This window comes from Sporomusa sp. 246TCP1, assembly GCF_057319775.1.
Window position 1 is genome coordinate 3,615,522 of record NZ_CM170492.1, and the last position, 26,200, is coordinate 3,641,721.

26 protein-coding genes are annotated in these 26,200 nt (G+C 38.4%); 2 read left to right on the forward strand and 24 right to left on the reverse strand.

All coding sequences use genetic code 11. The features are described from left to right. Positions 1–264: 264 nt before the first annotated feature. From AC1ECB_RS17105 to AC1ECB_RS17185, 17 genes are all read right to left on the reverse strand, one after another. Positions 265–630 (reverse strand): transposase, encoded by a 366-nt coding sequence (locus AC1ECB_RS17105; protein WP_485669362.1) that lies wholly within the window; start codon positions 628–630, stop codon positions 265–267. A 21-nt stretch (positions 631–651) separates the two neighbouring features. Further along, complete coding sequence (locus AC1ECB_RS17110; RefSeq protein ID WP_485664902.1) at positions 652–876, reverse strand: hypothetical protein; 225 nt, start codon at positions 874–876, stop codon at positions 652–654. A gap of 85 nt (positions 877–961) precedes the next feature. Next, the gene (locus tag AC1ECB_RS17115) at positions 962–1,240 is read right to left on the reverse strand and encodes an IS110 family transposase (protein ID WP_485664903.1); all 279 of its coding nucleotides are present in this window, start codon (positions 1,238–1,240) and stop codon (positions 962–964) included. Beyond that, positions 1,212–1,436 carry a hypothetical protein gene (locus tag AC1ECB_RS17120; RefSeq protein ID WP_485664904.1) on the reverse strand — a complete coding sequence of 75 codons (225 nt, stop codon included), beginning with the start codon at positions 1,434–1,436 and terminating at the stop codon, positions 1,212–1,214. Before AC1ECB_RS17120 ends, AC1ECB_RS17115 begins: the two co-directional genes overlap by 29 nt. A gap of 292 nt (positions 1,437–1,728) precedes the next feature. Beyond that, entirely contained in the window at positions 1,729–2,793 is a 1,065-nt protein-coding gene (locus AC1ECB_RS17125; protein WP_485664905.1) for a glycosyltransferase family 4 protein, read from the reverse strand. After that, positions 2,786–3,922, reverse strand: a complete 1,137-nt coding sequence (gene wecB, locus AC1ECB_RS17130) for a non-hydrolyzing UDP-N-acetylglucosamine 2-epimerase (protein WP_485664906.1) — start codon at positions 3,920–3,922, stop codon at positions 2,786–2,788. Before wecB ends, AC1ECB_RS17125 begins: the two co-directional genes overlap by 8 nt. A 5-nt stretch (positions 3,923–3,927) precedes the next feature. Continuing rightward, complete coding sequence (locus AC1ECB_RS17135) at positions 3,928–5,037, reverse strand: capsular polysaccharide biosynthesis protein CapF (protein WP_485664907.1); 1,110 nt, start codon at positions 5,035–5,037, stop codon at positions 3,928–3,930. Then, complete coding sequence (locus AC1ECB_RS17140) at positions 5,034–6,056, reverse strand: polysaccharide biosynthesis protein (protein ID WP_485664908.1); 1,023 nt, start codon at positions 6,054–6,056, stop codon at positions 5,034–5,036. The genes AC1ECB_RS17135 and AC1ECB_RS17140 overlap by 4 nt, the downstream gene beginning before the upstream one ends. An 18-nt stretch (positions 6,057–6,074) precedes the next feature. After that, positions 6,075–7,271 carry a glycosyltransferase family 4 protein gene (locus tag AC1ECB_RS17145; protein ID WP_485664909.1) on the reverse strand — a complete coding sequence of 399 codons (1,197 nt, stop codon included), beginning with the start codon at positions 7,269–7,271 and terminating at the stop codon, positions 6,075–6,077. Between the two features lie 44 nt (positions 7,272–7,315). Then, a complete protein-coding gene (locus AC1ECB_RS17150) occupies positions 7,316–8,047 on the reverse strand; it encodes a GNAT family N-acetyltransferase (RefSeq protein WP_485664910.1) in 732 nt (243 codons plus the stop codon). A gap of 13 nt (positions 8,048–8,060) precedes the next feature. After that, positions 8,061–8,690, reverse strand: coding sequence for a sugar transferase (locus AC1ECB_RS17155; protein ID WP_485664911.1), 630 nt, complete (start codon positions 8,688–8,690; stop codon positions 8,061–8,063). A 21-nt stretch (positions 8,691–8,711) separates the two neighbouring features. Continuing rightward, positions 8,712–9,962 carry a DegT/DnrJ/EryC1/StrS family aminotransferase gene (locus AC1ECB_RS17160; RefSeq protein WP_485664912.1) on the reverse strand — a complete coding sequence of 417 codons (1,251 nt, stop codon included), beginning with the start codon at positions 9,960–9,962 and terminating at the stop codon, positions 8,712–8,714. A gap of 79 nt (positions 9,963–10,041) precedes the next feature. Then, positions 10,042–11,955: a polysaccharide biosynthesis protein gene (locus tag AC1ECB_RS17165; RefSeq protein WP_485664913.1), complete on the reverse strand. Its 1,914-nt coding sequence runs from the start codon at positions 11,953–11,955 to the stop codon at positions 10,042–10,044. Positions 11,956–12,073: 118 nt separating this feature from the next. Next, positions 12,074–12,769 (reverse strand): CpsD/CapB family tyrosine-protein kinase, encoded by a 696-nt coding sequence (locus AC1ECB_RS17170; protein WP_485664914.1) that lies wholly within the window; start codon positions 12,767–12,769, stop codon positions 12,074–12,076. Positions 12,770–12,797: 28 nt separating this feature from the next. Further along, positions 12,798–14,258, reverse strand: coding sequence for a GumC family protein (locus tag AC1ECB_RS17175; RefSeq protein ID WP_485664915.1), 1,461 nt, complete (start codon positions 14,256–14,258; stop codon positions 12,798–12,800). A gap of 39 nt (positions 14,259–14,297) precedes the next feature. After that, the gene (locus tag AC1ECB_RS17180) at positions 14,298–14,933 is read right to left on the reverse strand and encodes a polysaccharide biosynthesis/export family protein (protein ID WP_485664916.1); all 636 of its coding nucleotides are present in this window, start codon (positions 14,931–14,933) and stop codon (positions 14,298–14,300) included. Positions 14,934–15,077: 144 nt separating this feature from the next. Next, the gene (locus AC1ECB_RS17185; protein WP_485664917.1) at positions 15,078–15,308 is read right to left on the reverse strand and encodes a hypothetical protein; all 231 of its coding nucleotides are present in this window, start codon (positions 15,306–15,308) and stop codon (positions 15,078–15,080) included. 1,033 nt (positions 15,309–16,341) lie between these two features. Between AC1ECB_RS17185 and AC1ECB_RS17190 the strand changes: the two genes are divergently transcribed. Continuing rightward, on the forward strand, positions 16,342–17,691 hold the full coding sequence (locus tag AC1ECB_RS17190) for an LTA synthase family protein (protein WP_485664918.1): 1,350 nt from the start codon (positions 16,342–16,344) through the stop codon (positions 17,689–17,691). A 330-nt stretch (positions 17,692–18,021) separates the two neighbouring features. On the opposite strand, the gene AC1ECB_RS17195 is transcribed toward AC1ECB_RS17190, so the two are convergent. The 6 genes from AC1ECB_RS17195 to AC1ECB_RS17220 all read right to left on the reverse strand — a co-directional run bounded on the left by AC1ECB_RS17195 (position 18,022) and on the right by AC1ECB_RS17220 (position 23,641). After that, positions 18,022–18,873: a glycosyltransferase family 2 protein gene (locus tag AC1ECB_RS17195; protein WP_485664919.1), complete on the reverse strand. Its 852-nt coding sequence runs from the start codon at positions 18,871–18,873 to the stop codon at positions 18,022–18,024. Between the two features lie 135 nt (positions 18,874–19,008). Next, entirely contained in the window at positions 19,009–19,278 is a 270-nt protein-coding gene (locus AC1ECB_RS17200) for a hypothetical protein (RefSeq protein ID WP_485664920.1), read from the reverse strand. A 75-nt stretch (positions 19,279–19,353) separates the two neighbouring features. Then, positions 19,354–20,331 (reverse strand): glycosyltransferase family 2 protein, encoded by a 978-nt coding sequence (locus tag AC1ECB_RS17205; protein ID WP_485664921.1) that lies wholly within the window; start codon positions 20,329–20,331, stop codon positions 19,354–19,356. Between the two features lie 87 nt (positions 20,332–20,418). Further along, on the reverse strand, positions 20,419–21,447 hold the full coding sequence (locus tag AC1ECB_RS17210; protein ID WP_485664922.1) for a CgeB family protein: 1,029 nt from the start codon (positions 21,445–21,447) through the stop codon (positions 20,419–20,421). A gap of 46 nt (positions 21,448–21,493) precedes the next feature. Beyond that, entirely contained in the window at positions 21,494–22,441 is a 948-nt protein-coding gene (locus tag AC1ECB_RS17215; protein WP_485664923.1) for a glycosyltransferase family 2 protein, read from the reverse strand. Positions 22,442–22,501: 60 nt separating this feature from the next. Continuing rightward, positions 22,502–23,641, reverse strand: a complete 1,140-nt coding sequence (locus tag AC1ECB_RS17220) for a glycosyltransferase family 4 protein (RefSeq protein ID WP_485664924.1) — start codon at positions 23,639–23,641, stop codon at positions 22,502–22,504. Positions 23,642–23,747: 106 nt separating this feature from the next. Between AC1ECB_RS17220 and AC1ECB_RS17225 the strand changes: the two genes are divergently transcribed. Then, complete coding sequence (locus tag AC1ECB_RS17225) at positions 23,748–24,944, forward strand: glycosyltransferase family 4 protein (protein WP_485664925.1); 1,197 nt, start codon at positions 23,748–23,750, stop codon at positions 24,942–24,944. On the opposite strand, the gene AC1ECB_RS17230 is transcribed toward AC1ECB_RS17225, so the two are convergent. Continuing rightward, complete coding sequence (locus tag AC1ECB_RS17230; protein ID WP_485664926.1) at positions 24,904–26,166, reverse strand: capsular polysaccharide export protein, LipB/KpsS family; 1,263 nt, start codon at positions 26,164–26,166, stop codon at positions 24,904–24,906. The two genes, AC1ECB_RS17225 and AC1ECB_RS17230, sit on opposite strands and share 41 nt — an antisense overlap. Positions 26,167–26,200 lie beyond the last annotated feature (34 nt).

Consider the following 26,200-nt stretch of genomic DNA (forward strand, 5'->3'; position numbering starts at 1 on the left):
CATGCTCCAAAGCTGGGTCATACGCCCTTAAGGTAAAATCAACTTGACCGCCCCGGCTCTACGTTGTCAAAGTGCAAATAATCCATATCATTTCTGGTTTTGTTCTGCGTGCGCTCTTGTCCACTGTGGTTTTTTGAACCTCTTCGCAACACAGCTTTTTAAAATACTCCAGGCTTTTTACGCTGCCTTTTTAGATTGATTCATGTCATTGGTCATTTTTGTGGCATCGTACAAGCATCCCTTGGTTAGTATCGCATATATCACTCACATTAGCTTACCGCAAAGCGCAATAATCGATTGCATTTTGTTCAATGGATTTTGCTCGCGGGTTAGATTTTTCCTGTGCATAGCCCGAAAAGCGTCATTGCTTGCTAGGATAGGAATCATAACTCGGAACAAACCTTCTCTCAGTCGTTTGTGGCCTCGCTCACTGATAGTGGTTTTCTCCTTATGCTTGCCTGAACTGTTTTCTTTCGGACTTAAACCTGCCATCTTCAGAATTTGGCGCGGATCTTGGAAGCGGTGAATCTCGCCAATCTCACTGATGATCACGGCTGCCGATACCATGCAAATTCCATTAATTTCCAGTAGATTTGCTGCATTGAGTACTCGCAGTAATAGCTCCTGCATCAATTGCTCTATCTCTTGGCATTATTGCATGATAAGCTCGTATTGAGCCAGCAGGTTCCTTAATGTTGCCTCAGCTGCTTCGGTTCCGATGGATTCGGATGCTGCACGCACCAGCCGCTCCGCCTTTTTCAGGCTACTTCTTTTCAGATGTTGCTGCCAGATTGTTAGAACGCCCTGTACCTCAGTTGCTGCTACTTTAGAGGGGGTCGGCAATACTTTTTGAGGGTTGCCAGCGCGTTTTACCACTCCAATCCTTAAATACAGTGCTAAACTCAGGAAACCAGAGATCTAGCCACCGAATGATCTGATTGCTAAGAGCAATGATTTGCTCTTAGAGCCGTTCCCGCTCAGATACTGCTTCTCTCAGTTCGCTATACACATCAGCCGGAATGTATACGTTGCGGAATCGCCCGTCCTTGAGCAACATAGCTATGGTCTTAGGATCTTTGTTGTCATTTTTCGTCGGACTATTGTCATCTAGTTCACGAGTGCATTTGACGTAGAAGGGGTTAACTATGCCTAAACTGTGCCCTTTCCTTTGCAGGTGATCACCCAGCGTGAACCAGTAGTCCCCTGTGAGCTCAAACCCTATTATGGCCTTGGTTTTCACTTTGTTCCATGATCGCTTGCATCCAGGACTCTAATGCTTCGTAGCCCGAAGCTGTGTTGCTAAATCGCAGTAGCTTCGCTAGTTCAATTCCCCGGTTATCAAATGCTCTCGCATAGTACGTATCCTTGCCAATATCAATTCCGACGACTAATGTAATTTTTGATTTGCAAAATCTTCTCGTTTTGTGTACGTTCATATAGAGACGCCTACTCAATTTTTGGTTTTGTGCCTTTCTTGCATGGATTTAGCACATCTCCATTGTATTGTCAGGTGTCTCTTTTTTCAAAGGTCATATTTGTTCGTTACAAAATGCTCTAAATTTGCCGAATTTATTAAGTAATTCCCTCAAAAAGTATTTTCTCGACTTAAAGGGAACTAATAATATAAATATAGTTACGTCACATTTTTTTAGCAGGAAAATTTATTTGGTTTTCCTATATAATCTACCAATTTAAGGATTCACTACTATTATCTTATCTCATTTTAGCTTAAACTAGAGAATCATAAATCGATATCATTCTTGACATAACGGAATCAATAATATAATTATCTTTAACTTTATTTATATTCCATTTAGAAATATTCTCTCTAAAACTTTTGTTTTCTAATCTATCAATCGCTTCGATTATATCATTAACATTCTTTTTTCGAACAATAATTCCACCAAAATATTCAACCATATCAACATTAGCGCCTACAGATGTAGTTATTATAGGAACCCCCATAGCCATTGCCTCTAATAGTGCATTGGCAAATCCTTCTGTATAAGTAGGAAATAAGAATACGTCGGTTTCATTTAGTAACTTCCTAACCGCTTCTCTTTCGATGGGTCCCAACATAAAAAGATTACTAGGTAGTTCAATATTTTTTATTTCTTCTGAAATGGGTCCTGCTAATTTAAAAGTTATATTAGGTCTTTTCTTTGCGACTTCAATAATTTCAAGTACCCCTTTAGTTATCTGTACATGCCCAATAAATGCTATTTTTTGTACCGAAGATGTAATTATTTTGGGAGTACTTAGTACATAACTTTCTTCAACAAAATTAGGTATTATTTGTACTTCTTTTGACGTTATCCGCGCTAGATAATCTTTTGACGGTGTATTTAGTACCAATATTAAATCAGCTTTTGAAGCTATCTGCCGAAGAAAAAACATTTGTATACTCTTTTCAGAAATTTGATCTTCAATATTACACCTAAAGTGAACGATTAACGAAAGATTCTTTGTCTTAGAGTATAAAGCTGATAAATAATCTCGTATAATTCCAAATTTACCACACGAAATATTTAGGTGAACAATTGCGGGATCAAACTGCTTTATTTTAATTCCGAGTTCTCTAATAATTTTAAACGATCTTATAATTTCGTCTGAAATACTTCTATTTGTATTGATTAGTTTTGCTCGTTTTCCAATAACTGCTGTATTAACTATATCAACATCGATTTTGTTGTTTTTTGACCATTCCAGATAACGTTTCGTCCAGGAAGCAATACCTCCTGCAGGAGGAGGTATTGGAGATATCAACAAGATCTTTCTATTCTTCTTATACATTTTTCGAAACACACCAAACTACTTTATTTACATAATCTGTATATGAAATAATTATCCTAAGTACTTTGTCAGATACATTATGCATACTGTAATCTCCAACTAATCTCAATGTGTCCTTTTTTTGAGTTTCCAAAACTTTCAACCCCTGAAATATTCTTTCTTTTTTAAGACCAACCATCATTACTGATGTTTCTTCCATCGCTTCCGGCCTTTCGTGTGCTTGTCTTATGTTCAGCGCTTTAAACCCTAAAATAGAAGATTCTTCACTTATAGTTCCACTATCACTTAGAACCGCTTTTGAATTCATCTGAAGCTTTACATAATCATTAAATCCTAATGGCTTTAGTATTTTGATTAAAGGATTGAACTCAATTTCTTTTGATTCAATCATGTTTCTAGTTCTTGGATGGGTACTAACTATTAGGGGCATATTGTACTTTTCTGCAATCGCATTGAGACTATCTGCTAAATCTCGAAAATTTCTCTCTGAATTAATGTTTTCCTCTCTATGGGCTGATATTACAAAATACTTATCTTCTTCAAGACCAAGTCCCTCTAATGCATTTGAATTGAGAATATCTTCCTTTCTTGAATTTAGAACTTCAAGCATTGGACTTCCAGTCTTGATTATTCTATCCGCAGGTATTCCTTCCTTTAACAGATATTCTCTAGCTATATCACTATAGGTTAAATTGATATCGGCTATATGATCTACAATTTTTCTATTTGTCTCTTCTGGTACTCTTTCATCAAAACATCTATTTCCAGCTTCCATATGAAAGATTGGGATTTTCCTCCTTTTTGCTGCAATTGCACAAAGACAACTATTTGTGTCTCCTAAAACTAGAAATGCATCTGGTTTTATATCTTCAATAATAGGATCAATCTTCACTAATATATTTCCTATTGTTTCTACTGCTGTACCAGTAGCAGCATTCAAAAAATAGTCTGGTTTTTTTAAATCAAAATCTTTAAAAAAAACTTCATTTAATTCATAATCATAATTTTGTCCCGTATGGACTAATATGTGTTCAATTGCTTCTGATTCTTCCAATTTATTCATAACTGCTGACAGTCTAATAATCTCAGGTCTAGTGCCAACCACAGTCATAACCTTTAGTTTTTCCATAGATCTTACACCTCCAAATAGTACGTATCCGGTTTTGAAGGATCAAAAGGCTCATTGCTCCACATTACAGTGACCATATCTGCGTTTCCAGTATTGATTATATTATGAGTATAGCCTATCGGTATATCTACAACTTCTAGTTTATCGCCACTTACGTGATACTCAATTATTTCATCACTATCAATCCTTCTAAACTTAACTACTCCTACACCACTAACAACTAAAAACTTTTCATTTTTGGTTTGGTGCCAGTGATTGCCCTTAGTAACTCCAGGCTTTGAAATATTAATAGATACCTGCCCCCGATCCGCTGTTTTAATAAATTCAGTGAATGAGCCTCTATGATCAATATTCGTTTTTAAGGGATAACTAAATTCTCCTGTCTTTAGATAGCTTAAATATGTGCTATACAGTTTTTTTGTAAATGCATCCGACATATCCGGAATGTATTTTGTCTCTCGGGTTTCCTTAAAGGAATTGATTAAATCAGCTATCCTTCCAAGCTCTATAGTATAGACAGGTTCAACATAACAGAAACTGTCTTTTTTGTTTTCTAGGCCATCAAGAGCGTTGATACATTCATGCACTACATCATCGATATAAACCAAATTCATCACTACAGTAGGGTCATTTACTTGAATTGGTAGTCCATTAGCAATGTTATAACAGAAGGTCGCTACCGCACTGTTATAATTGGGTCTGCACCACTTTCCAAATACATTTGACAGTCGATAAATGAGCACCTTTGCCCCTGTTTCCTTGGCATAAGAGAACAGCAATTCCTCTCCAGCTTTCTTGCTTCTTCCATATGGATTATCAAGTTTAGCTTGTATCGATGATGTTATAACTATAGGTGCCTGATTATTATATTTTATAAGAAGGTTTAGTAATTCTGATGTGAAACCAAAATTACCTACCATGAATTCTTTTTCATCTAGAGGTCTGTTAACGCCTGCCAAATGATATACAAACTCGCAAGTCTCAGCGTATTCATGAAGGGTTATAGGATTGGTATCAATATCGCATTCCAATATATCTACATACCCTCTGTTCCTAAGTTCGGCGATCAAATTTTTCCCGACGAAACCCTTTGCACCAGTTACTAATATTTTCATGAAATAACCCCTCGTACAAGTTCTTCCCTAATAAAGCTTAGTGTCATCAGCTTTTCTTTTACTTGCTCCACTGTAAGCTGAATAGTGTTATGAGAGTTATATTCTTCTGCTGTCGATAGTGTTTCACTACCATCAATGAAGTACCGATCATAGTTTAAATCTCTTGTATCAGCAGGAATACAAAAAAAGTTACCCATGTCAATAGCCTGAACATATTCTTCCCTTGTAAGAAGAGTTTCACAGAGTTTTTCGCCATGACGCGTTCCAATGATTCTAATTTCGTTACGAGCACTAAATAACTCTTTTAGCCCTTGAGCTAAGTCACCCACTGTAGAAGCTGGAGCCTTTTGCACCATGATATCGCCAGCTTTCCCATTCTCAAAAGCAAAGACTACAAGCTCGACAGCCTCATCAAGACTCATAAGAAACCTAGTCATTTTGGGATCAGTAACAGTTAATGGTTGTCCGCTTCTTATCTGTTCAACAAACAATGGAATTACAGATCCACGGGAAGCCATGACGTTGCCGTATCGTGTACCACATATAAGGGTTTTAGCTGGATCTACCGTTTTAGATTTTGCGACAAATACTTTTTCCATCATCGCTTTAGAAATACCCATTGCATTTATCGGATATGCTGCTTTATCAGTAGACAGGCAGATTACCTTTTTCACCCCTGCTTCAATAGCAACGGTAAGCACATTGTCAGTACCGATAATATTTGTTCTCACCGCCTCCATTGGAAAAAATTCACAGGAAGGAACCTGCTTCAAGGCAGCAGCATGGAAGATATAATCTACACCATACATGGAATTTTTTACACTCGCCAAATCCCGAACATCGCCTATATAAAATTTAATTTTGTTATTTTTGTAAAATTTGCGCATGTCATCTTGTTTCTTTTCATCACGGGAAAATATCCGAACCTCACCAATGTCTGTACTCAGAAAATGTCTTAGTACTGCATTTCCGAATGAGCCAGTGCCTCCAGTAATGAGTAACGTTTTGTCTTTAAACATATAATCACCCCTTTCAACTTATTTGAAGTGTTGCTCTAAAATTTTTACTGAAAGCCCAACATTAAGGCTATCCATAATGTATTTACGCCCGTTTTGTCCTTTAATCGATAGTTCTTTCCTATCAACCATTTCTTTTATCTTTGCCACAAATGCTTCAGTATCCCCTGACCATACCCACTCACCACACTGAGCATCTTCAATTAAATTATTAAGATCAGTTGCCTTATCTAATGCTGCCAGTATCGGCTTTGCATATTCCATATATGATAAAATTCGCGATGGGTAATTAGGGATTGTAAATCGTGGATCAAGTACAATTAAACCTACATCACACTCTTTTGTTATTTGTTCGTATTCATTTCTCGGTAGATTTTCAATTACAAGAGCATTTTTTACATTATTTTCTCTGATGGTCTGTTCTAGTTTATATCGATCAGTTCCTCTTCCAATAAAGAGAAAGTAGATTTCGCTCTCATCTTTACATTTTTCTACAGCACTACACAAAAGATCTATATATTGAGGCCTTCCCATATTTCCTCCAAAAAGAAATACACATGCATTAGTGGGAATGCCATAGCGTTCTCGCATAGAAAAATTACTAAATTCAATATTATTAGTAATTTTCTTCGTATTTGGAAATATTTCTAGTTTTCTTTTATCCAACCATGAGTTGTGTTCGATTATATAGCTTTTATTAGCAGGAGACATACAACCTATAAAATCTGCGGTTTTATATAACTTCTTTTCTTGCGCTGTGAAGTATCTGAATAATAGGCCATTACGCTTAATAATATCTAAATCAACTGCATTTTGCGGAAAAATATCTTTGAGCATCAAATAAGCCGGACAATTATATTTTTTCTTGGCCCATGCTACCAAACCAGCATTTGTGACGGGAGGTGCTTCAAATAAAAGCATGTCAAACGATCTTTTCCCTAGATATTTTGCTATGCCATATCGCATCAGTATTGGAATTTTCAAAGTAGTTATGCCCTTTTCAATTAGACCAACATCGTAGTAGTTGCCCGTAACAATCCGAAGCACATCAAAGCCACGTTCTTTTTTTATTGCTGTATGTCTCTTATTCTTTGCTTGCTCGGAAACAACCACTACCATCTCATGACCAGCCTCATATAACGCCTCAGCTAAATCTGTATATATTGTTGCTCCCTTATCCGGTTCTGGAAATGAAGTAGCAATGTATAATACTCTCAATTATTTAGTCTCCTTAGATATGTAAAAACATTTCTATTGTGTTTTTACATATTCCATAAATGATAAACTTGATGGCACCCCACCTGCTTACATCCAAGCTTATGATAAAAGTTAATCGCACCCATATTTCGTACCTGGGTACCTACTCTGATTTCATCACAGCCACGTTGATAAGCTTCATATTCTACCGCTTTGAATAACCTTGTTCCAATACCACTTTTAGCCAAATTTTGCGATACAGCAATCAGTTCAATTATACAAGTATATTTTGAATATGAATGTAGTAAGAACCCATTAAATTCACCATTCCCATCCTCAGATAAAGCATAAAATTTATCTGATTTCCCAAAGGAATTTATCAGCCACTGTCGATAAACTTGATCACCAGCTCGTTTATTCAGTTCGGGATCTTCTGTAAACTTTGAAAACTGGAATTCTCCCATTGCAATGATTCGTTCATTTCGCTCTAAAGCTGATAAAACCTTGATATTTTCTGATTTTACAACCGGACTTTCTAATTTTTTCTTAAACTGTATATTTACATCGGCCAAAAACGCTAACGTATCTTTGCCAATCAATTGTGTATTAGCAGGTTCTGAATTGCAATTCTCGATTGAAACAAATTGATAATCTTTAAATTTTTTTTTTAAGGTATTCCATTCAGTTAGAGTCAAAGATTTATCTAACACTGCTTTGGCACAAGTAACACCAAAAAAATCAGTATCCCATAGTAAGTCATAAAAGGTTACTGCATTTTCCTTATTTTTATCTTTCACAAGTAATCCACCTCTACCTGTCTACGCCAGAATTCATATTCGTCTTAGTACCATTATCAGTTACATAAATATCATTACGTCTCAATACCGCCACAAACGTTTTTAACAATATCTGTATATCAAACCAAAAAGACATGTGATCAATATAATAAATATCGTGCTTAATGCGTTCCTTCCACGGCACCGTATTCCTATAGTAAGCTTGGTTATAACCAGTAACCCCTGGTCTAACTTCTAACTTACGCTCTTCATTATCCTCATATAGCTCACGATGTTCCGGTAAATCAGGTCTAGGACCAATAATACTCATATCTCCTTTAATAACATTTAGAAGTTGCGGTGTCTCATCAAGGCTTGTCTTACGGATAAACTTTCCTATGCTGGTTAATCTTGGATCATCCTGTGAGTTAAAAGTAGAGCCGTCTTCATTTCTTATATCTGGGGCATTCATTCTCATAGAACGGAATTTATACATTTCAAATATTTTTCCATCTTCACCAAGGCGTGGTGCGTTATAAAAAATCGAACCTCTATCTTGAAAATAGATAATTGGACCAATAATAAACAATATAATAAACCAACAAGGCAGGGCAATTATCGATAAAACCAAATCAAATATTCGTTTTAAGCAACGCTTATACATTATCTCACCTTATTTATACCTTTATAGCCGCTTATTTAAAACCTCACCTATAGCCTTCTTAAAACTCTCGTTCACATACTCTACATCTTCATCACTAAGCAAAGTATGGAGCGGAAGTGTAATTTCATTCTTATACATATCAAAGGCATTCGGATAATCTTTAATGTCAAAACCTAAATTCTTATACGCAGTGAACATAGGCAACGGTTTATAATGTACATTGCAAGCAATTCCATTTTCGGCTATTTTTGTAATGATTTCATTTCTATCCGTTTCATCAATCCCTGGTATCCTTGTTAAATAAAGATGCCCGGTGGAGACAAAACCTTCACCATAATGTTGCAAGCTCTGAATTCCCAATGGGTGCAATACCCTATCATACCTCTCAACAATCTCTCGTCGTCTTTTCAGCAAGCCATCATATCTGCTCAATTGTATCAAACCAAGCCCCGCCAAAATATCGGTCATATTATACTTGTAAGCAGGATATACGATGTCATATTCCCATGCTCCTTTCTGTACCTTGGCCAAAGCGTCTTTAGACTGCCCGTGCAAGCTATAGAGCATGAATTGGTTATAGAGCCATTCATTATTTATAACATTTCTATCATCCAATCCATCTAAATCACGCCATACAACAGCTCCGCCTTCAGCCGTTGTTAAATTCTTCACGGCATGAAAAGAGAAACAAGTAAAATCAGCTACTTGACCACACTTAACACCGTTTCTCTCAGCCCCAAAAGCATGCGCAGCATCAGCCATCACGATCACTCTATTAAACATCCGTTGCAATTCATTACTTGCCTTAAACATCCCTCGCTTGCTCTCTACGATTTTCAATATCGTATCGTAGTCACACATCTTACCCGCTATATCCACAGGAATGATAGCCTTGGTTTTCTCAGTAATCGCATCCGCCAGTTTAGAATAATCCATTTCAAAAGAATCTGGCGCCACATCAACCAACACGATTTTTGCACCGACATGGTCTATTACAGAAGCAGATGCCGTATATGTATACGCTGTGGTAATTACTTCATCACCGACACCGACCCCTAAGATACGGAGTGTAAGTTCCATAGCAGCCGTTGCAGAATTGAGACAGACCGCCTTTTTTACGCCAACATATTCAGCTATCTTTTGCTCAAAGAGCTTTGTCCTCGGCCCGGTGGTGATCCAACCCGATTTCATTGCTTGTATGACTTCTGCAATCTCCGCATCGATAATATCCGGCGGGGAGAAGGGTATGTTTCTTAATTCATTAACACTCACTGGACCTCACCTCACTTTTATAATTGAATATGGTTCAAACATATCATAGCGTAAATCCCCTGCGACTTACGCTCCTCAATCAAACCTCCACCGCAACATGATACTCCTCAAGACTAACTTCAGATCGTCTTGCCACCCCACACTCACCAACCTTACCATTCTCGCGAGCTACTTTCTCCCTGGTAACCCGATACGACGGTACAATCTCTTCAATGATATGGACAATATTATCACCTGTATGTACTCCTGTCTGCAATGATGCCAAAGCTTTCAGTAAACGTTTTTCATTTACCAACTTAAGATTCGCCACATAAATCTTCTCATGCCGGGTCGAACTTGTTCCTTCTTCTGCAGTCAGCAACTCTTCAAATAACTTCTCCCCCGGTCTTAGCCCGGTATATTTAATCTCCACATCTTTCCCCGGCACCAAGCCAGATAGCTCAATCAAATCTCTCGCCATATCGACAATCTTCACCGGCTCACCCATATCAAGGACGAAGACTTCTCCCCCCTGGGCCATGGAACCGGCCTGCAGTACCAGTTGCGTTGCTTCGGGAATGGTCATGAAATAGCGTTTCATATCCGGATGGGTGATAGTAATTGGACCACCTTTGGCAATCTGGCGTTTAAATAGCGGAATAACACTGCCCCGGCTTCCTAAAACATTACCAAATCGCACTGCGGCAAATTTGGTTCGTCCTTTTCCGTTCATGGACTGGACAATAAGCTCAGCTACCCGCTTGGTTGCCCCCATGACACTGGTTGGGTTTACTGCTTTGTCGGTCGAGATCATAATAAACATTTCAGTAGCTGTTCTGCAGGCAGCTTCCGCTACATTCCTGGTCCCAAATACATTATTGCGAACAGCTTCCTCTGGCTGCGCCTCCATCAAGGGAACATGCTTATGGGCAGCGGCATGAAAAACTACCTGTGGTCTGAAACGGTCAAACAACTGGTTGATCCTACTCTCATCCCGCACGTCGGCAATAATCGGCTCTAGCTTGAGGTTGCCATATTTTTCACGCAATTCCCGGTCAATCTCGTAGATACTATTTTCGCCTTTGCCTAACAAGATTAGTTGGCTTGGGTCAAGCTTAGTAAGCTGGCGGCATAGTTCTGAGCCAATAGAGCCGCCGGCTCCGGTAACCAGTACCCGCTTGCCTCGTATATAACTAGCAATCTGGTCAAGATCAAGCTTGACTGGTTCACGTCGTAATAAGTCCTCTAAATCCACATCTCTTAATTGCTGTAGGGTAACTTTACCATCAATCAGCTCATAAATTCCCGGAACCGTCTTAACCTTGCAACCTGTCAGCTTGCAGACCTGGACAATTGCCCGTAGTTCTGCTCCTTTCAGGGAAGGTATCGCAATAATAATTTCATTCACTTGATACTTATTCACAATGCGCTCAATATCTTGCCGGTTTCCCAGCACGGTCGCGCCAAACAAACTTTTCTTCACTTTATAACCATCATCATCAATAAAACCGACAAGCATCTTAGTATCATAGTAGCGTTGCCCAATTTCGCGGGCAATCATAGCCCCGGCATCACCGGCACCGACAACGAGCGTCCTCGTAACAGCTTGCCGCTTGCTGCTTGTACGCATAAAATGCAATACACGAATACACAACCGACTACCACCAATTAACAAAATAACGACGATCCAGTTAAGGAAGGGAATACTGCGCGGGATATTCGCGCCAGTGACATACATATAGACCGTAATGAACAGCGAGCTTATACTTACAGCACTGATAATTGCCAGCAATTCACTGATACTCGCATAACGCCACAAACGATGATAGAGTCCAAAAGCATAAAATGTCAGCAGTCGTAGCAAAATAATTTCTGGTAGAAAGCTTAGAAATAAACTGTAATAATTTTGCTCCACCACCCCTTCGAACCGAAGAATTAGTGCAATAAACGGAGCTGCAGCAACTATGATGATGTCCATCATTATTAAACACATTAATATTACTTTCTGTCTCATAAATCACTCCAGCCTCACCTTCATAATTTCAAGTACTGCCTCTACTTGGCAGCTTTTTCCCCGCTAACAATACCTAGTAATGAAACAAATTTACGTCACATTAGAATATATCACTACCTTACTTTCTCGATTTTGATTTTTTAGCATCACCATAATAATAATAGTAATAAGCGTGCTCTTCCTCAATTTCTACCCGGTTTAAGATTACTCCAAGTATGCACCCATTTGCCTTAAGTAAATATTCCTTGGCCTTTTGTGCCATCTCAGGTCTGATTTCTTTTGAATCTAAGACAAGTACAATGCCATCCACTTTCGAAGCCAACACACACGCGTCGGTAACAGCCACAGTAGGCGGAGCATCAATGATTACGATGTCAGCCAATTCCTGCAAGGAAACAATAAGTTCTTGCATTTTAGAAGAACCTAGAAGTTCGGAAGGATTTGGCGGTATTGGTCCACTGGTAAGTACTTGTAAATTATCAATATCTGTATCTTGTACCAAATCTTTCACTGTGAGTTCTTCGACAAGTATGTTCGTTACACCGCGGTTCCGCTTGCCAAAGATTTTATGCTGTACAGGCTTTCGCAAGTCACAGTCTACAATAATAACTCGTTTACCGGTTTGTGCAATCGCAACTGCTGTATTGGCAGTTGTCGTAGATTTGCCTTCGCCTGGACCGGCACTAGTGAACATGATTGTGCGTAAATCACTATCAACTTTAGCAAATTGAATATTGGTCCGCAAAGTACGATATGCCTCGGCGATTGGTGACTTAGCATCTTCATATACGACTAATTTACGTTGTTGAGCCATAATTCACCTCATTGATGGTTTCTGTTATTTATCCCTGATGTTCTTTTTTACTGCCAATTAAATTACTAAACCGCTTAACCCAACTGGCACTTGGTTGCCTGACATCACTATCAAAGTCAGGAATACTGCCAAGCACTGGTAGGTCAAGATATTGTTTCACATCGTCAGTTGTACGAATGGTCTTGTTCATATACTCGGATAAGAATGCCAATCCAACACCGACAAAGATCCCTAAAATGGCTGCAATCAATGTATTCAGCAGCTTCTTGGGTTTGATAGGTTTTTCAGGGAATGTGGCTTCATCAATGATTTGCACATCGGTGGGTTCCATAACTTCACTGATACGTGCTTCTTCATAGCGTTTAGCCAGCATAATATATATTTCCTGAGCGACATTAGCATCACGCATTACTTTGACAAGTCCTTGCTCTCTGGCAGGTAATTTAACAATCTGCTGTTCCCTTTCAGCCATAATTTTATCAATGGCTTGTTTGCGAGCAGCGGCAACAGCGATTTCGGCTTCAGCTTGTAAATGCGACTGCAGTAATCCTTGGTGAATAGGGTTCATTGAGGGGGCTTCTGCATTTACCACACGGGTGATTTCTTCATTAAGTTTAGCATTGGTTTCTGCAATAGCGGCTTGCAAAGCAACTACCTTAGGGTGTTTGTCAGTATAATTCTGAGATTCACTTACAAGCTGCACTTCCAGGTCTGCCAACTTACCCTTATATTGCTGAATTATCGTGCTGTCTGCAATAAACCCCGGCTTTTGCTGCCCTATTTGTTGGCTAGTGCTGCCCTTTTTGGCTTGAGCTGAAGCCAAGGCTACCTTATTTTCCGCCGCCAGTTTGTCGATATCAGCAAGTTTTTCCACCATAGCTTTTGATTCTTCCGACGGGGATACGATCTTCTGTTCATACTTGTATTTCTGCAGAAGGTTCTCAGCCTGTTCAAGTTCCTGCTTTGATTCTTTCATCCTGCCGCCGATAAACTCCCTAACCCGCGACTGCTCGGAGCGAACTAAATTAGTCAACCGGTCAAGAAAGACTTGTACCAGGGTATTAGCCACCGTTTGCGCCTCTTCCTGAGATTTTGCCTGTACTTTTACATCCAGGATTTCGGTATCTTTAACAGGCTGGGTAGTAATCCGTTTCAAAAAGTCTTCATAGGTAGGCAGTTCTTCTTTATCTGTCTGGGTTTTATCAATGACTTCCTGTATTACTGTCCGGCTTTTCAATATCTCCGCATAAGTGGACATCAGTTGTTTCGTACCCATCGGGTTTCCGGTAGGTAAGTCGCCGAGCAACGAATCCGCCAATCCCTTAGGCTGCTTAATTCGAAGCGCAGTCTCCGCCTCATAAGTTGGAGGGATTAGGAAGCTTACGACAATAGCCGTAATAACAAAAAACAAAAATGTATTAATTATTAACTTGCGTCGCTTTTTAAGTGTCTTAATGATATCTCTTAGATCTAAGGTTGTTTCCTCCACTGGTTAGCCTCCAAGATTTAATAGTAGTTATGTATCTGATTAGTCGTTATTCATCTCATTTACCTGGTACATTGCGGAAACCCAAGGCAAAATGTCTCTGGCAAAATCGATACGATTATTATTTGTGAGATAAACAACATCGCCGTCGGCAAGCTCATAGTTTTGCGACATATCGCCCTTTTCCATCAGACGAAGCAGATTAGCTTGCCGGGGTTTTTCTGTCTGATTTTTACTTATTACGAAAACCTTTTTCTTCGCCGCGTATTTGGTATAACTGCCGGCAATACCCACAGCATCCAGCAAGTTATGCTGCTTTTCCAGTTCATACATACCAGGCTTTGTTACTTCACCCAGTACATATACCCTTGTTGTCCTAAACTTCATTATATTTACCGTTACTGTAGGATTTTTTACATACTTGCTAAGTAGCCTGGTTATGGTTTGATTTAACTCGCCTGATGTCAGGCCAGCAGCTTGCACTTCGCCTACCAGTGGGAAAGCTATCATTCCATCTGGTCTAACCGCAATTTCTTTTACTTGCAAATCTTCATATCCCCATACACTAATTTCTAAAACATCGCCAGGACCAAGTTGATAGTTTTGAGCTAACGCAGGGGAACTGCTAAAAATTATAGTAACCATTGCTAAGATGATGAGACCGAAAATTTTTCTCACGCATTATCCTCCATTCTATCTATCACTGATTTAATACAATTTCTACATTTGTTAGCTAACTCCTTTTAAACGTCAATTTAAATTGTAAGGAATTATTTACCTATTTCTATGGACTAAGTAAGGTGGACTGACAAACGCCCCGACTTACAGTCGAGGCGGATTCTCCATGCCCTTTGTATTATTCTTTTTCTTACACTTCTTAGCAAACAGGATGTATTCCTCCAATTGCTCCACAATCTGGTCTGCCTGAGCGGCGGTGATGTTGTCAAGGTTATTACCATTAATTATTTCCCGTATAATCCCTTGTATTTGGTATGGGAGATAGTCTAACTTCTCAAGTTGTGCAATCAAACTAGTTATACGTGAATCGCCCATCTTAATAACCACCTTTTTTTAATAAATACCCAGGACTTATGTTCTGTGATTATTTATTATAGCAATCACAAAGTATAATTTCAACCATTTTTTCAAATATTTCCTAAATATCCTTAACAATCTGGTATTCGCCCTGTCTTTGTGACCAATATAATAATAAAATGAATTAGCACTTTGCGCTAGTATCCGAAAGTATACTCTTTAGCAAAGCATGCCACGCAAAAAGAATTGTCTCTAGATAATTTCTTTTACGTTGAATAAGTATACCCTACAAGATGTTCATTAGAAACAATTTTGGTATAATTGGTTCTTTTTTTGGAGCATTAGAATCAAAATTAGGTATTTGATTTTCCCAGAATGTGGTGTAAAATATTGCATTGTATAAGAGAATCAACTTGAAAGGCTGGCCAAAATAATGTCTAGATGGGATATTTTTTCTAAGCAGGTTCAATATGATCTAAAATTATATGTTTATCTACTCGCGGTATTTTGTTTATTTAGATTATATTTTATTTTGATTCTGAACAATTACCTGGAACCATCAACTAGCCTTGCCGATATCTTGGCAGCCCTGTATAACGGATTGCGTATTAGTTTAAAAAGTACAGGCATAGTAGTCTTACTATCATTCTTATTTAGTTCAATATTGGTTACCCTATTTAACAATTCTAAGTTTGAAAAAATCAGGTTCATTTTCGGATCGCTTTATATTTTTATACTAAGCTTTCTGTTCCAGGTTAGAATACCATACTATGAAGTATTTCATGTTGCTTTTAGTCCCTTTCTCTTTAATACCTTTAATGATGACGTAGGTGCTTTATTAATTACTATTTGGCATGAATATAATATACCTTTAAAATTGCTTTCAATTTTTTGTTGTTGGTTCATTCTAAGTTATCTTCTAAAAAAATGGCTGCAAACTAAGACTATTCGCTTACCTCAGTTAACCGGTCTCTTGGCCAAAACTTGTTTTCGCACATTGCTAATTATATGCATTGCCCTATTTATGATATTCACCCGTTTTGGAGGAAGTTTGACTTATGCGAATTCTATTCACTGGGAAAACGCTGCTGTCAGCAAAGATAACTTTCTTAATGAAGCAATTTTAGATGATGTCCAGGCGCTTTACCGCGCATACTCTACTTCTAACAAGTTCAAAAAGGCTACCAATTTGAACATTAATGCTGAACAAGTGCACAACTATGGCACAATCCTGGCTGGCCATACTATTATGACAACAACTGTTGAAGATTATTTGCAGCGAGAAGCACAAGGAGCTATGATTCCCAAACCATCACATATTTTCCTTATTATTGGCGAAAGTTATGCTGAGTGGCCTTTACTGCCAGAATTTAAAGATTTGAATATTGCTAATGAGGTTAAGGGTATCCTTGACAAAGATAACGCTGTTCTTGTAAAACCCTTCTTACCGGCAGGATCAGGAACTGCAATCGCCGTTAATTCGATAGTTACTGGTTTGCCCAACCTAAATTTATATCCCAATTATAAACCTGAATCCTATAAAGGCACTTATGCCACTGCTATTGGACTGCAAATGAAACAGTTAGGTTATAAAACCCGCTTTTGGTATGGTGGCTTCGGTTCCTGGCAACGGATTAAAGACTTTACGTTAGCACAAGGCTTTGATGAGTTTTTCGCTTGCAGTGATTTCAACTATGAATCAGGAAATGCCTGGGGCAGCGAAGATAAATATTTTTTTGCAGCAATTACTAGCTTATTTGCCGATAACCAACCAAGTTTTAATGTGATTTTAACAAGTTCAAATCACCCGCCTTTCACAGTAGACTTAGCCAAGGAAGGTTTTGACGAAAGTATTGTTACGTCTGGATTAAATGACACCGGCAATAAAGAATTAATAAATAAATTAGGACATTTCTGGTACGCAGATAAGCAGATAGGAAATTTCATTAACAATATGCAGCAAAAATATCCTGATAGTCTGTTTGTGATCACAGGTGACCATGCGGATCGCCTTAACGTTATCCCCAATCCCACAATGTATGAACGTTATGCGGTGCCATTTATATTATATGGTCCTGGAATTAATAAAAATATGTTTACAAATAATGTCGCCGGGTCACATATTTCTATTGCACCAACTTTAATTGAGTTAATCGCTCCCAGGGATTTTGTTTACTATACTGTGGGTGAAAGTCTTACCCGGGAAAATAGTTTTGGTTTCAACGACACTTTCTGGATTACAAACGAAAATATAGGAGAATTTGATTCTTCAAAAACTGAAATGTTATCTGTAACCCACCGGATAGCTGCTCCCAGACCTGATCTTACCCAGCAAAAACAACTTGTTGATGCTATGCAGGGGTTATCTTGGTGGAGAATCATGAAAGGTAATCAGATTTGATTGGACGAATAAGTATTAAGCTTCTTGCTATAGCAAGAGAATTAAACTGAGGGACGAGTTTTCTACTCAAATGCACCAGAAACTTGGCTATATAAACAAAAAGGAAGCATTGGTACTGTCTTATACAGCATCCATGTTTCCTTTTTTTAAAAAACAAAGGAAAAACAAAGGGACAGGGACCTGTCCGTTACAGGATTTTACCAGTTAAGAATTATGATGTATATTCTTTCGTGGTTTCCTTGGCACAGCAACCACCTCTGTCAAAAATTTTGTCTTCCTTCTTGCAGGACAATTCCCTGTCCTTTGTCATAGTACCAAAGGGGTACTCTTTCACTTTTTAAAGATTTGTCTAATTTTTTTGGATAATAAAAAAAACATTGTTTTAAAAATTGCTTTAAATGTTATAACTTCTTTTAACCATTTCGGCTTTATTATTCTTTTATTTAATGTATACAAATCAATATTTTGCTGCTTTTCAAGTATTTTGCTAATAGTTGCAAACCTAATACCGTTTATTGCAGAATCATCAAAAGAAGAAAAACTTGAGTTTGCCGATTTAAAGTATACTTCATTTTTATTAAAAAAATTTTTATTGTCAATATACCATCCTAAATGACGAGCTGTATACGGAAATCCTGTGCGAATAGCTTTATAAAAATTTTCAGGATATCCAGGACGATACAGTGCAAAAGTTGTATCAATATCAGCATCATAAAATAATGGATTTTGAGATAATTCATTGTCATAAAAAAATGATTCCCAGCGGATTATATCATATTTATTTACAAAAAAGTCTGGCAAATCATCGATTTTTAAGGAAAATCCCACTTTCCTTTTTTCCGAATAAAGTTGTAAGATGTTGTAAAAGTGTTCTATATAATTATTGGGACATTCATCAACTGGTAATATATCGGGATCAGTCAAAACATAATAATTATTTTCAATAATTTCATTAAACAATCCACATTGCCACAAAACCCTATGACCAAAGTTTTTATTTAATAAATGCACCTGGTATGGTGAGTTATGTAAATAGTCTAGCAATGCTTTATCTGTTGATGCATTATCAAGAATAATTATATTTGTATAGGCATCTTTTTCAAGCCTTAAAATAAGTTGCTGTAGGTCATAAATCCTATTGTATGAAATAATAAATATTGGAATATTTTTGAAATCAACCACAAAAATTCTCCTCCAGCAGTAAAAAAATACTTTTTACCCGATAGTCCTAATAATAACGCTAATTATCGAAACAGCTTCTAAAACTTTGGTCGAGGGGACTGGAATGTCAAGGGGACGAGGTTATCGACACCCTTTTCATGCTTTTAAAATAATACCTCTATTAATGCCAGCAAATCTTTCACTTTGCCGAATCGATAAGTTATATTTCTGCTTAAGCATTCTTAAGTACGTATTTCTTATTTGACAATCAAGTTGCTGTAAATCTATCGCATTTTTTAAGTTACATACCTTCTTTATTATCAACTCTTGCTTCTTCGTCCCTAATGTACTGCTTGGTTTGATCGTCAATCGCATAATTATATGATAAATTCCGCATTTACTTTTCTTTCTTGCTGTTCCCGGCATTATTTTCACTCCCAGTTTTATCTTATTGCGAAGTTATATTGTTGTCAATAACCCCGTCCCTTGACACATCCTAACTTAATCAAATAAGTCCTTAATCGCCATTGTATTACTTTTGGAATATCTACAGTAATTTCCATGAATAATTTCTTTATAAATTATATTCCATTTTTTCCAAGGGTTTTTAGGAAGAGTATATCGTATGAACCAATGATCTAACTGGTGTTGCAGTTCCTTAAGCATTACATCTTCACGTAAAAATTGGCCATAGTCTTTCATCCTAGCTAATACTTCACTTACATGATTAATTTTCTGTTTATATCGATGGCGGCTTAGATCTGGAAAAACAGTGTATCTTAACCTTACTACCAAACTCTTTTTCGATTTTATATTTACACCAATTTGTTGTTTTTGATGTTGCCGATATAGTATAAGTTTTTCCGGCACAAACTTTACCACAGTTACTAAGTCCAATAAAAAAGCAAGCCACTCATCATGAATCCAACCATTAGGGAAAGGAAACATGATGAAATTCCACTTGCTTCTAAAAGCCATTGTCGCCCCGGTCACATAACTTTTTCTTCCTAATATTCTCCATAATTGTCCTTCAATGCATAACCGCTGAATAACTTCATTAAAGCCGACACTTTCCCAAAGGGATTTTGCATATGGATTAAGATACTGATCAGTCAATGTGGCATTGCTAAAAACCATTCCTACGTTAATATCAGACTCGAAGATATTCATCATTACTTCAATTTTATTAGGAGTCCATACATCATCTTGATCTGCTAAGAAAATAATATCTCCAGAACATCTTGAAATAGCCTTTGCGAAATTTAATGTTGAGCCGAGGTTCTTTTCATTTTTAACTAACTTTACCTCAAACGGTGCGTCTTTTTTAAAGCACTCCAAAATATCCCAGGTATTATCTATTGACTGATCATCACAGACAACAACCTCATCAGGCTTTCTATCTTGTTGTAAAATACTGTCCAATTGTTCTTTTAAATATTTATCACCATTATACGTACAAAGTGCAATTGATATCTTCATACAATACCTCTCTATAATTGAATCTATCAATACCTATTAAGAAAAGCTCAGTCTTCCTTCTCCAGAACGTACTCTCCGTTACCCGCATCATACTTTTGATAAAACGTATTCTGTCATCTTATCAATTGTAAAGTTCCCGGCAACATGATGAAAGGCTTCTGCAGCAATCCTTTCCCGCGTTTCGCTATCGTCTAAATAAAAGTCGATTTTTTCTATTAAATCTTTAGGATTGACATATGAAATCACATGCCGCCCCGGCTCAACAAAAGATGTAAGATGCGTTTTATGGTCGACAAGTTCAAAAGATCGTGTACCAAGTATCTCGAATGTACGGGGATTAATCCCTTCATGATCAGAAATGTGGATATTCAGGCAAATTTTTGATCGTCTATATATCTGCGCAACATCAGGCGCAGCAATAATGCTATTGGAAACAAACTGATCTAGTGGGCTATATCTTTGCTTAAATTGAATTTTATTCCAAAAGCATCTATGATTCCAGTATCCTCCTCCGTAAACTACGAACTTCTTCTTTTTGGCTTGTACATATAATGCAACCTGCTGGAGTACTTCCAATCGATTTTGCGTTGGTCCGCCAATAAAAGAAATATCTATATCTCGCGAAACATTATCATCAGGATAATATATACTGGGGTCAAAGCCCAGCGGAAGCTGCTCACAAGGGATGCCATAAGTCTTAAAAATAAAGTCCACATCTGGTGGATTAAAAGCAAAGCATTGCTCATAATACTCCATATTATTTGCTAAAGAAGGAATATGTTTAATACCATCAAATAGCCATCGGACTAATTTGACATTCTGCCGTTGAAGAGATAACAAGGTTTGTGGAAAAAGCCTTTCACCATTGCATACAACACACAATTCTGGGCGAAACTGCTCACAAATGTCTAGCACCTTCTGATTCCATATTCGGGAAGATTTCTGGAAAATATTATTAAAGAAACTAAATTTATTCAGGCTTCGCTTTATATAATTTTGATGTCTTCGGATATTACTGCGATTAATTACGGTAACACAATGATTATTTGCTTGCATCGCTCTAGAAATACTGTCTAAATAATTAAAAAAAGCTGGCCCAATTAAAAGTATTCTCAAATATTAACCTCCATCCTACAATTAACTTGGAAACTGCCCACATTGGTTACACTACTTTTCCATATTTCACTCGCTTACGAATTTTCTCCAGCATTGCTAATATTACAAATAATAGCCAGGGTATGCATGGCACAAAGAAGTATTCCTTTTTATGAAAGGCGCAGAGCCTTTGCCAAAAATCTTTGGCATCTGCAACATGCCCTATTCGCATTAGTTTGAAGATCATCGTAAACATAACAGCATACTTAATCTTGCAAAACTCATTCGTAGATACTATCTTGTTACTATCCAGACTATCAGGTTTGCGGTTGTCCCAGTGGTTTATCAGCGAGAGGTCACAGTTGAAGCGCCGTACCACGTTATGGGATAAGCTGCCACCAGTATGATGATATTTAACCAAAGGAAATTTTATGCAAATCCCTTTCCACTTATATAGCAGTTTTAACCATAGGTCGCGATCTTCGCCGTTGATTAATGATTCATCAAAGCCTCCTACTGTTTGATAGGCTTCGCGTTTGACGAGTACTGAAGATGTGTTTATTTTGTTGCGGCGTAAAAACATCTTATGTTCCCACATATAGAATGTCGGTTTTTCCTTTATATCAGCAAAGGCTATATTCTGTCCTGGACGAACAATCACGTCCTCAGTGCTAATTAGTACAACATCAGGAACCATATCCTTATATTGCAATTGAATTTCCAATTTGCGTGAATGCCACTCATCATCCGCATCCAGAAAAGCAATCCACTCGCCTTTCGACGCTTCCACGCCCCGGTTTCGCGCTGCACTAACACCTTGATTTTGCTGTGCGATATAGTGAACTTGTTCACCAAAGGACTTGACACATTCAGCTGTGTCATCTTTTGAGCCATCATCTACAACAATGACTTCTATACAGCGGTACGATTGATTAAGTACTGAATGAATTGCTCTTTTTATCGTTTGGGCGGCGTTATATGCCGGGATAATGACGCTAATTAGCTTTGACGACAATTATGTTCACAACCTTTCGATAGCTATTTCACTTTTACATAAAAGGTGCACTTTAAATAACTAATTAAATAGCTTCTCCAGCCTGTCCACCGTAACTCTCAGATCATAGTTATCTCTAACCGTACTGGCAGCTACCTCCATCAGATTATTGTCCACATTAGTAATCACATTTTCAAGCTGTTTACGCCACTCTTCAATTTCCTCTACCGGAACTAAAAAACCATTCTGACCTGAAACAATTAAGTCGCTATTCCCCCCAATGTCAGACGCGATGCATAGCAGACCACAAGCCATTGCCTCTAACAGAGAGTTCGGCAGTCCTTCGCGCCGTGAAGGGAATACGAAAACATCCGATGCTTTGAGATAATCAGCGACATTATCCACATCGCCCAAAGTGACAAGCGTCTTATCCAGGCCATACTCCTTACTACTGTTATGAATATAATCTTCCAGGCTGTCCTCCTGCCCGTAGCCGCTGCCCAGCAGTATTAGCAACCCGTTTTCCGTTGCATGGGACACCTTACGCCAAGCTGCCAATAAAGTGTCAATTCCTTTACGTCGAGTAAGCTTACCAGTATAAACAAATATCCGTCGGTCTATGGGTAATCCTAATTTACTTCGCAGGCTGCTCTTTGTTTCGGAACACACTGGATGATATATTGCTGTATCAACACCGTTGGGAATACCATGGATACTTTTTTTTGCAAAACCATTATGTTCAAGCTCTTTTCTGATTTCATTGCTTATAGCAATAACACCATCAGCTTGTTGCAACAACTTGAGCTTTTGTTCGCGGAAAGGCATGATCTTCTGCGCTAGTGCCTTAATTCTTGAATTTGGTTGCTTTATAACATGTCCGGCAGTGGTTACTTTGATAAAGACTTTTTTATGAAAATGTTTGGCAAAGCGTATGGCCACCGATGCTAGTCGCCCCACTCCGTGAACATGAATAATGTCAAAGTCCTTTTTATATTTAAATAATTGCCAAAAGAGTTCAACAGACGCTAAACCCCTTCTATTGAGGCGAATAATCTTTAATTTGTTTAATACTTCCTGCTTTGGAGCCTTACCGCTCCCTTTAGCTATAATAAATACTTGATGCCCTCGCGCCATGAGTGCCGCAGCTACTTTTTGCGCCTGTAGTTCCGGCCCGCCGAAAGGCAATTCAAAATTATTGAGAATCATACAAATCCGTGCCAAAATCTTTCACCTTCTACTCTGCTTCTTTACAATTTAGTTCAAACCATTTGCAGTTATAATTATTTGGTGCTAGTATATGTACGAATAAACTTGGGGAGGAACGATAATGCATATATTTATGTTGGTATCAGCATATCAGGAGAAAGGCTATGCCAACACCGGTGCTGAACTTCAGGCTGAAACTCAACTGAGACGGTTGAAAGCCAAAGGTCATGCTATAACAATTATAGCCAAGAAACGTACCCTGGAAAGTAGTTTTCACGAGACAATTGACGGTGTTGAAGTATTTCGGTTATGGCCCCCGGGACTCAGAACCTTGATTACGCTTTTACTACTTTTTGTCGCCAGAGGGAACTGCGATATTGTACATATCCATGGCCAGCACTTTTTTGGCATGGCAGCAATTTGCCTTTGTAATTTACTTGGAATCCCGACTGTGCTTAAAATCACGATTGCCGGAAGATTTTTTGTTCGCTTATCAGCTGACCGGCTATTTCCACGAAAATGGCGTCCGTTTCGCCGGATTCTCAACCACATTGCCGGCAAAGCTTCTGCTTACCTGGCGATTAGTAAGGAAATATATGAGGAAATGCCCCAAGCTGGCTTTTTACCCGAACGCATCCGGTTAATACCAAATGGTGTGGATCTGAACCGATTTCATCCCGTATCAGCTTGTGAAAAAAAGCGACTGCAAACCAAGCTGGGATTACCAGCGGACAAAACAATAGTACTCTATGCCAGTCGCCTAATACACCGTAAAGGATTTGATCTATTACTCGCCGCGTGGCCAATAATTGAGGCTGAATTTCCAGAAGTCTGTCTGGTAGTAGTAGGCAGCGGTGGAACTGCCGCAGTAAAAGAGCTTAACTGGTTAGCAGATAGTGTAAGCCATACTAAAATTACGTATGTCGGCGAAGTACGCGATACCTCACCCTACCTGCAATGTGCAGATATATTTATCTTCCCGTCACGCAGAGAGGGATTGCCCAATGCGCTAATTGAAGCTATGGCCTGCGGCGTCGCCTGTATTGCCTCAGATATCGGCGGCTGCAACGATCTGATTGAACCGGATAAAACCGGGATTCTCTTCGCTGGCGGCGATAGCAACGCATTGAGTAAAGCTACCGTGTCTTTGTTACCCAATCAGCAAAAAATTCAAGAACTCGGCAACAACGCTTATCGGCATATACAAGAGAAGTATGACATTTTGACAGTTGTCGACCAAATTAATTGTCTCTATACCGCACTTCAAAACAAACACACTAGTGATTCAACCTTCCATTGTCATATAGGACAGCATTAACCTTTTCTTTCACACTTTCTAGATGAACGGCATCTGGCTGACGCCAACTTCCCGCCGCCAAATAATGATAACGAAGATAATATAAAAATTTGTCGATAAGAATGTCATCAGGCCACTCATTAATCACTCCAAAAGCTGTAGCTAAGGTATCAGGGTCTGACGCATTCACGGTTAAACCGGGAACGTTATAAAAAGCGTTTCCCATGGTTATTATCGGTTTGTGCTGAACAAGCGCTTCAATACCAACAGAGGAATTGATTGTTATAATGCCTGCTGAAGATTTAATTAGCTGTGGGGTTGAATAATATCGCAGAAAAATAATCCCGCTGTCTTTATATTTTTCGCGTACGGCGTCATAACTGATTCTACCAAAATCGGAGGGATGTTCCTTCACTACTAACTTGATTGTATCGTTAGCTTCCCGGTTGTGCCGCTCAATTGCCGGCACAACATAGGCCAGCAGCTCGGCCATTGTTTTTACCTTGGGCGAATTTAATAATACCTGGGTATCATCATGGACCTGAAAGGGTACAAATATATATTTGGCAGGTAGTTGGACGTCTTCCGTCTGACCCTGCTTTTTATTTTTCGTAAATTTTTGATACCATTTGGTCTTCAGCGCGCGGATGGCTGGCCTGACCTCGTAAAGTTGCCGTAGTTTTTCCGGTTCAATTTGAACAGCATCGTAAAAAGAGCGTGATTTGCCAACTAAACTGTTGGCATAATTTACTCCCTTGGCATCAACCGTAGTAGTACCAGGCAAGCAGCCATTCTCAAAAAACAGTGTTTCCCTGCCAAGAATTCTAGCTACCCTTGTTGCTGCCGCCAGCGGAACTAGCGTGCCATTCCATACACAAACAAGATCAATGCTATGTTTTTTTATATAGTCAAAAAAGAATCGCAAGGCTCCATAGGCCTGGGCCTCTAATACTGATTTGCTATGAAGATAGCGCCTAAGGATTCCAAAATTGCGATATTGTCCTTTTATTAGTAAAAACGAAATGATTTCTTCTATGTCTTGCCTGGTAATACCCAGCTCTGAAGGCAACGTCTCCAAGGATGCACGAGTCATGATATCAGCCACTGTGGCTGAGGAATAGTCTACATGATAAATCTGGTAGGAATCAGTAAGAAAATTGCCCAACTCCTGGAAATAACGGCGTTGATGACCGTTTAACGAAATGAACAATATCCGTTTTGTTAAATCAGCGATGTAAATCACCTCTGTCGATATCTAGTTCTGGAAGTACTTTCGC